An 11,646-nucleotide genomic window follows, 5' to 3' on the forward strand; every position below is an offset into this window, starting at 1 on the left:
AACGGCACGATCCGCAACATCCTGGGCGGCGTGATCTTTCGCGAACCGATCATCTGCAAGAATGTGCCGCGGCTTGTACCGGGCTGGACCCAGCCGATCATCGTCGGTCGCCACGCCTTCGGCGACCAGTATCGCGCCACCGATTTCCGCTTTCCCGGCAAGGGCAAGCTGACCATCAAGTTCGTCGGCGACGACGGCGAGACGATCGAGCACGAGGTGTTCCAGTCGCCCGGTTCCGGCGTCGCGATGGCGATGTACAACCTCGACGATTCGATCCTCGACTTCGCCCGCGCCAGCATGAACTACGGTCTGAACCGCGGCTTGCCGGTTTATCTGTCGACCAAGAACACGATCCTGAAAGCCTATGACGGTCGCTTCAAGGATCTGTTCCAGAAGGTCTATGAGGAGGAATTCGAAGATCGCTTCAAGAAGGCCGGCATCACCTACGAACACCGGCTGATCGACGACATGGTGGCCAGCGCGATGAAGTGGTCGGGCGGCTATGTCTGGGCCTGCAAGAATTACGACGGTGACGTGCAGTCGGACACGGTTGCGCAGGGATTTGGCAGCCTGGGGCTGATGACCAGCGTGCTGATGACGCCCGACGGCAAGATCGTCGAATCCGAGGCCGCCCACGGCACCGTCACGCGACATTACCGTCAGCACCAGCAGGGCAAGGCGACCTCGACCAACTCGATCGCATCGATCTTTGCCTGGACGGGCGGGTTGAAGCACCGTGCCAAGCTGGACGGCAATGATGCATTGCTGAACTTCGCCACGACGCTGGAGAAGGTCACCGTGCAGACGGTCGAGGATGGATTCATGACCAAGGATCTGGCGCTGCTGGTCGGGCCGGATCAGGAATGGTTGACCACGATGGGCTATCTGGAAAAGGTGGATGAATACCTGAACAAGGCGCTCGCCTGACCGCACGCGCCATCTGATCCCGCCGATCGTTCCGGGCGCGGGGGTGCCGACTTCGCAAGGCCGCGCGGATTATTCCGCGCGGCCTTTCGCTTCGCGCAGGCCCGTCAGCAAAGCGGGCAGGTCGCGCGCGCCTGTTTCTGCGTGACGCACGAGCTGGTCGAAATGCGTCGTCAGGATGCGGACCCGGTCGCTGTCCCGGAAAACCAGGTAATTCTGACCGATGTAGATGGCGGCCATCAGCGGCCCGAACACCGTCAGCGGCGCCGAGAACAATTCCCGCGCATCGAAAAGACAGACCCGCAGCGAGGGATAGAGCTGTTCGGTCACCTCATGCACATGGTCAAGCTGGGCATCGCGCAGGGCGCCGGGCAGATCGTCGTAATAGCCTTCGCCCCGCGCCAGCGCCTCGAGTTCTTGCCGCGGCATGGCGATCTCCAGGTCCGATGCGGTCTGCCGCATCCAGTCCAGCCGCCTTTCGCTTGCCTCGATCGCCTGTTCCGTGCTGCGGGTCCGGTGTCGGGCATATTCCCATCGCAGCATTTCATGGGTTTTCAGCATGTCGGGAAGGCCAGTGGGCACGTGGCGGATCTTGTAGCCCGCGGCCTGCTGATGCCATTGGTAAAGCTGATCGTCGATCAGCGCCCGCGTGGCCGCCGTCACCTGCAACGAGGCATCGACCAGATCGGTTGCCATCTGCTGATGTTCGCTGAGACCCAGCAGCCAGTCCGTGCTGATCCCGAAATGCCGCGCGGCCGAGGCAACCAGATGCGCGCCGGGCATCCGCCCGCCCTCATCCGCAAGAAATTGCGACACGGTCGACCGATCCACGCCGATCGCACGGGCCAGACCTGACTGCGTTTCGCCGGTCTCTGCCATGATCCGCGAAAGCCTGCGCCGCAATTGCCGCGCAAGATCGCGCCTGTCCACAAGATTCTTCATGTGGTGACAATTATCACGCTTTGCGCCTTTATGCTAACAATGTTCGGAATTCTGTGCGGGTCGGCCGGATGATAGCCCTGTCGCAATCCCGAACAGAAGGAGCAGGACATGGAAACCCGTCGCCGATCCCTGACCAAGGCCGTTCTCTGGCAGATGCTGGGGCTGGTCGTGATGACGGTGGTGGGCCTTTTGGTGACCGGTTCGGCCAGCGCCGGCGGGTCTATCGCTCTGATCAACGCGGCGTTGGGAATCGTTCTCTACACGGGCTACGAACGTCTGTGGCAGCGCATCGGCTGGGGCAGGGCCGCGCGGCCAGCCACCGCCGCCCGCCGCGCATAGCGGGCGCGGACAGCGGCCCGCTTTCCAACGGCGACGAAATCCGCTATCGCCTGCGCAGCAAGGACATTCCCGTCTCGTCCCGCCCTCCGGAGCCCGTCATGAAAGCCGCGATCATCACCTTTCCCGGATCCAATTGCGACCGCGATCTGGCCATCGCACTGGAACGCGCCGGGGCCCGCGTGGAACGGGTCTGGCACAAGGACGATTCGTTGCCCGAAGGCACCGATCTGGTCGGCGTGCCGGGTGGGTTTTCCTATGGCGACTACCTGCGCTGCGGAGCCATCGCCGCGCATTCGCCCATCGCCGCGCCGCTTCGCGACCACGCCCGAAGGGGTGGCTTCGTGCTGGGCATCTGCAACGGCTTTCAGGTGCTGACCGAACTCGGGCTTCTTCCTGGCGCGTTGATGCGCAATCGGGGGCTGACCTTTCTGTGCAATCCGGCGCGGCTGAACGTGGCCACGACCGCCAGCGCCTTCACAGCCGGCTATGCCGCCGGACAGCAGATCACCATTCCCGTGGCCCATCACGACGGCAATTATCAGATCACCGACAACGGGCTGGCCGAACTGCGCGACCAGGACCGGATCGCATTCACCTATGCGCCGGGCATCAATGGTTCGATCGCCGATATTGCGGGGATCCTGTCGGAAAACCGCCGCGTTCTGGGGCTGATGCCACATCCCGAACGCGCCGCCGATCCCGATCTGGGCGGCACCGATGGCGCGGTGCTGTTCCGGTCGCTGGTGGACCATCTGGTTCACGCCTGACTTGAGCGATCGTCCTTCTGGGCCTAGATTGCGACGATTACAGGATTTTCGCCGGATGAACCCGTGACCGAGGATCAGGACAGCGGCGCCTTGGACGAAGGCGCGCGCGCGGGCCGGCCCCAGCCCGCCAATCCGTGGTGGCTGCGCCTGGCCATCGCGCTGATCTTCCTGACGGCGCTGGCTTCCATCTGGACAACCAACACCTGGCTGACCGAGCGGTTTTCCGAAAATACCCGTGTCCGATCGGAATTGCGGCTGGCGTTGTATACCGGCAATCTGATGTCGGAATTGCAGCGCAATCAGGTGGTTCCGCTGCTGCTGGCGCGCGACCCCACGCTGATCCAGTCGCTGCAGGGCAACGAATTCTCGATGACCTCGGCACGGCTGATCGAGGCGCAGAAGGAAATCGGCGCGGCCTCGATCCGGCTTCTGGACGCTTCCGGGCGCACGGTCGGCTCGACCGACCGCTATCAGCTTGGCAGCAACAACGCACTGGCACCTTATTATGTCGAGGCGCTGCGCTCGCGCGACACGGTCTTCACGGTCTCGAATCAGGGGTCCGGTGCCTTCGAATTCACCTATTCGCGCGCGGTGGTGGCCGATGGCAAGACGCTGGGCGTGATCGTGGTGGGCGCGGATCTGACCCGGCTGGAACGGTCCTGGGCGGGGATCTCGGACGCCGTTGCGGTGACCGACAGCGAAGGCACGATCATCCTGGCGACCGAGCCGCGCTGGCGCGGGCTGACCATGCCCGAGGCGCTGGCGGTGCGATCGGCGCCGTCAGCGATCCAGCGGGCATTCCAGGTCACGGCCGACTGGACCAGCCCCCCCGCCGACGCCTATCTTCAGGGCCGCGCCGTGATGCGCAACGAATCGCGGATCCCGTTCCGGGGCTGGCGGATGGTCAGCTTCACCACCTATGTTTCGATCCGCGAGCGTGTGAACGCCGTCCTCGCGCTGGAAATCATGGGTTTTGCGATCCTGCTGGCGGGCACCTTCTACGTCCTGTCGCGTCGGGCGCGGCGGCAATCGGCCGCCTATATGCGCGAATCGGCCGATCTGCGGGCCCTGAACCTGCGCCTGACCCGAGAGATCGCGGAACGCGAACGGGTTCAGAAAGAGCTGCGGGTGGCCGAGCAGACGGTCCAGCAAAGTTCGAAACTGGCGGCTCTGGGCGAGATGTCGGCCGGTGTCAGCCACGAACTGAACCAGCCGCTGGCCGCGATGAAGACCTATCTGGCCGGCGCGCGGCTGCTGCTGCAACGCGGCCGCGGCGAAGAGGCATTGTCCAGCTTCCAGCGCATCGACGATCTGATCGAGCGGATGGGCGCGATCACCCGGCAGCTGAAATCCTACGCCCGCAAGGGCGGCGAGGCGGTCGAGCCGGTCGATCTGCGCGCCGCGGTCAGCAGTGCGCTGACGATGATGGAACCTCAGCTTCGCGCGCGCACGATCCGCGTCAATCGCAACCTGCCGCGCGGCCGCGTGATGGTGCTGGCCGACCGTATCCGGCTGGAACAGGTCATCATCAACCTGCTGCGGAACGCGATCGATGCGGTCAGGGACCGCCGCGAGGCGCAGATCGACATCTCGGTCGAGAGCGGCTCTCACGCCTATGTGTCCGTGCGTGACAACGGACCGGGTGTTTCCGACCTGGAAAAGCTGTTCGAACCGTTCTGGACGACGAAGAAGCCCGGTGAAGGAACCGGATTGGGCCTTGCGATTTCCTCTACCATCGTGGCGGATTTCGGGGGGCGCCTGACCGCACATAACGAAACCGGGGGCGGCGCCGTCTTTCAGGTCGAGTTGCCCCTGCACCGGCCCGGACGATCGCGCGAGGCGATGGCCGCCGAATAAGAACAAAGAGAGAGGATGCCCGATGTCCCGCAAGCTGAAGATTGCGATTGTTGACGACGAACCCGACATGCGGGAATCGATCAGCCAGTGGCTGGTCCTGTCGGGATTCGACACCGAAACCTATGCCAGTGCCGAAGATGCCCTGAAGGTCATCGGGGCGGACTGGCCGGGCGTTGTCGTGTCCGATATCCGCATGCCCGGCATGGACGGGATCGCGTTCCTGAAGCGGCTGATGGGGCTGGACTCGGCGCTGCCCGTGATCCTGATCACCGGCCACGGCGATGTGCCGATGGCGGTCGAGGCGATGCGGTTGGGCGCCATGGACTTCATGGAAAAGCCGTTCAATCCCGACAAGATGACGCAGCTGGCCAAGAAGGCCACTCAGGCGCGGCGGATGACGCTGGACAACCGCGCCCTGCGCCGCGACCTGTCGGAGGGCCAGCAGGTCATGTCCAAGCTGATCGGATCCAGCCCGGTCATGGAACGCCTGCGCGAGGATATCCTGGATCTGGGGCAGGCGGATGGGCACGTCCTGATCGACGGCGAGACCGGAACCGGCAAGACGCTGGTCGCCCATGCCCTGCACGCGGTGGGTCCGCGCGCAACGAAGAAATTCGTTCCCGTCTCCTGCGCCGCCTATAACGACGAGGCGTTGGCCGCGCGGCTGTTCGGTCCGATGGAGGACGGCCTGCCGGCGGTCGAGGAAGCGCGCGGCGGCACCCTGTGCCTCGAGGATGTCGAGGCGCTGTCCGAAGGGTTGCAAGCCCGCCTGCTGGCATTCATCAGCGAACAGGGAACGCCGGCCGAGACCCGCATCATCGCCATCTCGAACGCCCGAGGCGAGGGCCGCAAGGCCGAGGATTCGTTACGTCCCGACCTGTTCTATCGCCTGTCGGCGCTGAAGATCGCGCTGCCGCCGCTGCGCGCGCGCGGCGAGGACATCTTGCAGCTTTTTACCCGCATGACCGAACAGTTCAGCGAGGAATACGGCTGCGAGCCGCCGCAGGTCAGCGCCCAGGAAGCCGCGCAATTGCTGCAGGCGCCGTGGCCCGGGAATATCCGCCAGCTGATCAACGTGGCCGAACGGGCGGTGCTGCAGAACCGGCGCGGGTCGGGATCCATCGCCTCGCTGCTGATGGCCGATGGCGAGGATACGCAGCAGGCGACCACGACCGAGGGCAAGCCGCTGAAGGAATATGTCGAAAGTTTCGAGAAGATGCTGATCGACAATACCATGCGCCGCCACAAGGGCAGCATCGCCGGGGTGATGGACGAATTGTGCCTGCCGCGCCGGACGCTGAACGAGAAGATGGCCAAATACGGCTTGCAGCGCGGGGATTACCTGTAGGCGGATTTGAACCGGGGGCGGTCTTCGCCCCCGGAGCTCCCCTTCCCCTGCTGGTAACAGCACACGGGTCACAAACACATCTTGCAGGGACGCGCGAACCATACTCGTCAAACGATCCTCCCCCGATCCGGCCGACAGGGCCGAAGGGGACGGACAACACCAACCGGTCCCACGCTACCATCCGCAAACCCGCCGGACGGTGATTGAGCAAATGCAGCAAATCCGGTGGGAGAACAACTTGTCCTTATGGTCAACTGTCGGGTGCACGGGCTCTCTGGTGGGCCTTTGTCTTGCGATCGTCCGCGCGCGGGTTTAACCCCGTCGAGGACATCGAAAGGCAGCACGATCATGAGCCAGGACGCGTTTCGCCCCCGCACCAGGGCCGTTCATCACGGCACCCGCCGCAGCCAGTATGGCGAAATGGCCGAGGCGATCTTTCTGACGCAGGGTTTCGTCTATGACAGCGCCGAACAGGCCGCGGGTCGCTTTGTCGAATCCGGCCCTGACGAATTCATCTATGCCCGCTACGGCAATCCGACCAGCCGCATGTTCGAGGACCGGATCGCCGCGCTGGAAGGGACCGAGGATGCCTTTGCCACGGCCAGCGGCATGGCGGCGGTCAACGGCGCGATGTTTTCGTTGTGCGTGCCGGGCGATCACGTGGTCGCCGCCCGCGCGCTGTTCGGATCCTGCCTTTACGTGCTGGACCTGCTGCGCAGGTTCGGGATCGAGGTCAGCTACGTGGACGGCACCGACCTGGAGCAATGGAAAACCGCGATCCGGCCGGGCACCAGGGCCGTCTTCTTCGAATCGGTCTCGAATCCGGGGCTTGAGGTGATCGACCTCGCCGCTGTGGCCGACCTGGCTCACGCGGCGGGCGCGCAGGTCGTGGTGGACAATGTTTTCGCCACCCCGGTCTTTTCGCGCGCGGTCGAACTGGGCGCCGATATCGTGGTCTATTCCGCGACCAAACATATCGACGGCGGCGGACGTGCCCTGGCCGGGGTGATCTGCGGCACGCGCGATTTCATCAGGGGAACGGCCGAGCCCTATCTGAAGCATACCGGCGGCGCGATCAGCCCGTTCCACAGCTGGCTGATGCTGAACGGCCTGACCACGATGGACCTGCGCGTGCGCGCGCAGGCCGAGGCGGCCGGGACCATCGCCGGCGCTCTGCAAGGCCACCCGGCCCTGTCACGGGTCATCTATCCGGGCCTTGCCGATCATCCGCAGCATGATCTGGCCATGGCGCAGATGGGATCCGGCGGGACGATGATCGCGATCGAGCTGGCCGGCGGCAAGGACGCCGCCTTCGCGGCGCTGAACCGCCTGCGGATCGTGAAGATCTCGAACAATCTGGGCGATGCGAAATCCATCGTCACCCATCCGGCGACGACCACCCATCAGCGCCTTTCGGACGAGGCCCGTGCGCATCTGGGCATCACGTCCGGTTTGCTGCGCCTGTCGGTCGGGCTGGAGGATCCGCAGGATCTGATCGCGGATCTGGTCCAGGCCCTGGAGGGGTGATTCCGCGCCGTTGCCGGTTCCGGGGCTGATTTGTCGCATCCGGACCTTTAGAATGGCACCGCCCGGCCCCATATTTCCGGGGCTGCTCAAGGGGAATGTCCTGCATGACCGAAGCCCGTCCGATGATCCCGGCCTATCCGGCGCTGAGCCGTGACTATGACGCCGAATTCCGCGCCGATGCCGATTACAGGCAGGGAATGCCCGATCTTCAGAACGGCCCGGCCAGCCTGATCGTGGGCGCGCGGGCGCCGATCCAGCATGTCGGCATCTCGAATTTCCGGCTGCCGATCACCTATCAGACCCGCGACGGCGGCGAGATCGTGCTGGAAACCAGCGTGACCGGCACCGTTTCGCTGGAGGCCGACCGCAAGGGCATCAACATGTCCCGGATCATGCGGTCCTTCTACGCCCATTCCGGCCACCTGTTCAGCCTCAGGGTGCTGGAGGCGGCGCTGGACGACTACAAGACCGATCTGGACGCCTTCGACGCACGGATCCTGATGCGCTGCTCCTACCCGATCCGGGTCGATTCGCTGCGTTCGGGCCTGTCCGGCTGGCAGTATTACGACATCGCCCTGGAAGTGGCCGAACATCGGGGTCAGCGTCTGCGGATCATGCATTTCGATTATGTCTATTCCTCGACCTGCCCCTGTTCGCTGGAATTGTCGGAACATGCGCGCGAGGCGCGTGGAAGGCTGGCGACGCCGCATTCGCAACGCTCGATCGCGCGGATATCAGCGGTGATGACGGGGCCGGAAAAGGTCTGGTTCGAGGATATGGTCGACATGTGTCGCCGCGCCGTGCCGACCGAGACGCAGGTCATGGTCAAGCGCGAGGACGAACAGGCTTTCGCCGAACTGAACGCCGCGAACCCGATATTCGTCGAGGACGCGGTGCGGGCCTTTGCCAAGGGATTGCTGGACAATCCGCAGATCGGCGATTTCCGGGTCGTCGCCAGCCATCAGGAATCGCTGCATTCCCACGATGCGGTCAGCCTGCTGGTCGAGGGGTCGACCTTCGCCCAATCCTCTCTGGATCCGATGACCTTCGCGGGAATGCGGGCTTAGGCTTGCGTCCCGCGACGGCCGGGGACTTCGCGTCCCCCGGACCCCCTGCGGGATATTGTCACCAAGACAAATTCAGGAACGCAAGGTGAACAAGGCTTTCCTTGTGCCAGCGCCGGCCCTATGTTGACCTGATGCAACTTCTGGACGATTCCGACGATTTCGATGGGGTCCCGCTGTCACAGCGGGCGATGGCCGCGCGGCCCGCGCCCTATCTGGACGGTCTGAACCCGGCGCAGCGTACCGCCGTCGAGGCGTTGGACGGACCCGTCCTGATGCTGGCGGGGGCGGGAACCGGCAAGACGCGGGCCCTGACCACGCGAATCGCGCATCTGCTGATGTCGGGCAAGGCCCGGCCGGGACAGATCCTGGCAGTGACCTTCACCAACAAGGCGGCGCGCGAGATGAAGGAGCGGATCGGCCGCCTGCTGGGCGAGGTGGTCGAGGGAATGCCTTGGCTGGGCACCTTTCACAGCATCAGCGTCAAGATCCTGCGCCGCCATGCCGAACTGGTCGGCAATGGCGAGTTGCATCTGAAGCCCAGCTTCACGATCCTGGACACGGAAGACCAGATCCGACTGATGAAGCAGTTGATCCAGGCCGAAAATCTGGACGAGAAACGCTGGCCGGCGCGGCAGCTGGCCGGGCTGGTCGATGGCTGGAAGAACCGCTGCCTGACCCCCGCGCAATTGCCGCGCGGCGAGGCGGCGGCCTTCGACGGCTGGGGCGGGCGGCTGTACCAGGCCTATCAGGACCGGCTGCTGACGCTGAACGCTGTCGATTTCGGTGATCTGCTGATGCATTGCGTGACGCTGTTCCAGGCCCATCCCGACGTGCTGAAAGGCTGGCAGGACCGGTTCCGCCATATCCTTGTGGACGAGTATCAGGACACCAACGTCGCGCAATATCTGTGGCTGCGGCTGCTGGCGCAGGGGCATCGCAACATCTGCTGCGTGGGCGATGACGATCAGTCGATCTATGGCTGGCGCGGGGCCGAGGTGGGCAATATCCTGCGCTTCGAGGCCGATTTCCCCGGCGCCCGGGTGATCCGGCTGGAACAGAATTACCGGTCCACGCCGCAGATTCTGGCGGCCGCCTCGGGGCTGATCACGGCCAATGCCGGGCGGCTGGGCAAGACCCTGTGGACCGATGCCGAGGACGGCGAGAAGGTGCGCCTGATCGGGCATTGGGACAGCGAGGCCGAAGCGCGCTGGATCGGCGAGGAGATCGAGGCTTTTCAAGGCGGACATCGCGCCGCGTTCGGCCGCGTCGGTTTGAACGACATCGCGATCCTCGTGCGCGCGTCTCACCAGATGCGCGCCTTCGAGGACCGTTTCATGACGATCGGCCTGCCATACCGGGTGATCGGCGGCCCCCGCTTCTACGAGCGGCAGGAGATTCGCGACGCCATGGCCTATTTCCGCCTGGTGGTCAGCCCCGAGGACGATCTGGCCTTCGAGCGGATCGTCAATACGCCCAAGCGCGGGCTTGGCGACAAGGCGGTGCAGACCATCCAGGCGGTCGCGCGCCGCAGCGGTGTCAGCCTGCTGGAAGGCGCGCGGATCGTGGTCGAGGAAAAGCAGCTGGGCGGCAAGGGGCTGGCCAATCTGCGCGATTTCGTGGGCGGCATCGGCCGCTGGCACGCCGACGCCATCGACAGCGCCGCAAGCCATGTCGAACTGGCCGAGCGGCTTCTGGACGAATCCGGCTATACCGCGATGTGGCAGAACGAGAAGACGCCCGATGCGCCGCAGCGGCTGGACAACCTGAAGGAACTGGTCAAGGCGCTGGAGGAATTCGACAATTTTCAGGGATTCCTGGAGCATGTCGCACTGGTCATGGATCGCGACGACGGCGAGGCTGGCGAAGAAGTCAGCATCATGACCCTGCACGCCGCGAAAGGTCTGGAATTTCCGCTGGTCTTTCTGCCGGGATGGGAGGACGGGCTGTTCCCGAACCAGCGCGCCATGGACGAGCAGGGCACCAAGGGGCTGGAGGAGGAACGGCGGCTGGCCTATGTCGGCATCACCCGCGCCGAGCGGCTGGCCACGATCAGCTTCGCGGGCAACCGGCGGCTTTACGGGCAATGGCAATCCTCGATGCCCTCGCGTTTCGTCGATGAACTGCCCGAGGATCACGTCGAGGTTCTGACTCCGCCGGGACTTTATGGCGGCGGCTACGGCGCCGCGATGGCCTTTGCCGGGGCCAATGCCGGCACCGAGATGCATGACCGCGCGGCCCGCGCCGACGTCTACAATTCTCCGGGATGGAAGCGGATGCAGGCGCGGGCGGCCGACCGCAAGCCGCCCGTGCATCGGATGCCCGTCACCATCGACGCCGAACCGGCGGCGCGGTTCAGCGTTGGCGATACGGTGCAACACGCGAAATTCGGCGAGGGCCGGATCATGGGAATCGCCGAGGATACGCTGACGGTGCAATTCGCGGCGGGCTTCAGGAATATCAAGGCCGCCTATGTGCAGCCCGCCGAGGGCGAACAGGACGTGCCGTTCTAGCAAGGCTGGGCGGCCCCGAAGGGAAGGACGCAAGATGCTGAACATCGACGTGGATACCGGCCGCAATGTCGTCACCGCCAGACCCGAAGGTGCGATCCCGGCCTCGGATTTCGAGGCTCTGGGACGCGCCATCGACGATTACGCAAACGAAAACGACCGGATGCCGGGACTTGTCGTGCGGCTGAACGGCCTGCCGCAATGGCAGGGCCTGTCGGCTCTGCGGGCGCATTTCGACGTGGTGCGCAAACATGCCGCCGTCCTGCCTCGGGTGGCGCTTGTCACCGACACCATGGGCCTGTCGATGCTGCCCAATATCGCCGACATTTTCGTGCGGGCGCGGGTGCGCCATTTCGATGTCAGCCAAG

10 protein-coding genes are annotated in these 11,646 nt (G+C 64.7%); 9 read left to right on the forward strand and 1 reads right to left on the reverse strand.

All coding sequences use genetic code 11. The features are described from left to right. A partial coding sequence (locus tag B4A72_RS13800) for an NADP-dependent isocitrate dehydrogenase (RefSeq protein WP_292978859.1) occupies window positions 1-927 on the forward strand: 927 nt, incomplete at its 5' end. Between the two features lie 69 nt (window positions 928-996). On the opposite strand, the gene B4A72_RS13805 is transcribed toward B4A72_RS13800, so the two are convergent. Further along, the gene (locus B4A72_RS13805; RefSeq protein ID WP_292953411.1) at window positions 997-1,866 is read right to left on the reverse strand and encodes a helix-turn-helix domain-containing protein; all 870 of its coding nucleotides are present in this window, start codon (window positions 1,864-1,866) and stop codon (window positions 997-999) included. 108 nt (window positions 1,867-1,974) lie between these two features. On the opposite strand from B4A72_RS13805, the gene B4A72_RS13810 reads away from it, so the two are divergent. The 8 genes from B4A72_RS13810 to B4A72_RS13845 form a co-directional block, all read left to right on the forward strand. Further along, entirely contained in the window at window positions 1,975-2,205 is a 231-nt protein-coding gene (locus tag B4A72_RS13810) for a DUF2061 domain-containing protein (RefSeq protein ID WP_292953408.1), read from the forward strand. Window positions 2,206-2,303: 98 nt separating this feature from the next. Next, the gene (purQ, locus tag B4A72_RS13815) at window positions 2,304-2,972 is read left to right on the forward strand and encodes a phosphoribosylformylglycinamidine synthase subunit PurQ (RefSeq protein WP_292953405.1); all 669 of its coding nucleotides are present in this window, start codon (window positions 2,304-2,306) and stop codon (window positions 2,970-2,972) included. Between the two features lie 63 nt (window positions 2,973-3,035). Further along, window positions 3,036-4,829 carry a sensor histidine kinase gene (locus tag B4A72_RS13820; RefSeq protein ID WP_414692138.1) on the forward strand — a complete coding sequence of 598 codons (1,794 nt, stop codon included), beginning with the start codon at window positions 3,036-3,038 and terminating at the stop codon, window positions 4,827-4,829. Between the two features lie 22 nt (window positions 4,830-4,851). Then, on the forward strand, window positions 4,852-6,177 hold the full coding sequence (locus tag B4A72_RS13825) for a sigma-54-dependent transcriptional regulator (RefSeq protein ID WP_292953402.1): 1,326 nt from the start codon (window positions 4,852-4,854) through the stop codon (window positions 6,175-6,177). A 348-nt stretch (window positions 6,178-6,525) separates the two neighbouring features. Beyond that, on the forward strand, window positions 6,526-7,704 hold the full coding sequence (gene metZ / locus B4A72_RS13830; RefSeq protein ID WP_292953399.1) for an O-succinylhomoserine sulfhydrylase: 1,179 nt from the start codon (window positions 6,526-6,528) through the stop codon (window positions 7,702-7,704). 104 nt (window positions 7,705-7,808) lie between these two features. Continuing rightward, window positions 7,809-8,771, forward strand: a complete 963-nt coding sequence (gene folE2 / locus B4A72_RS13835) for a GTP cyclohydrolase FolE2 (protein WP_292953396.1) — start codon at window positions 7,809-7,811, stop codon at window positions 8,769-8,771. A gap of 131 nt (window positions 8,772-8,902) precedes the next feature. Then, window positions 8,903-11,281: an ATP-dependent helicase gene (locus tag B4A72_RS13840; protein WP_292978861.1), complete on the forward strand. Its 2,379-nt coding sequence runs from the start codon at window positions 8,903-8,905 to the stop codon at window positions 11,279-11,281. Between the two features lie 34 nt (window positions 11,282-11,315). Next, on the forward strand, window positions 11,316-11,646 hold a 331-nt coding region (locus B4A72_RS13845), incomplete at its 3' end, for an STAS/SEC14 domain-containing protein (RefSeq protein ID WP_292978863.1).

It is taken from the genome of Paracoccus sp. UBA5162 (assembly GCF_002413585.1).
Lineage (GTDB): Bacteria > Pseudomonadota > Alphaproteobacteria > Rhodobacterales > Rhodobacteraceae > Paracoccus.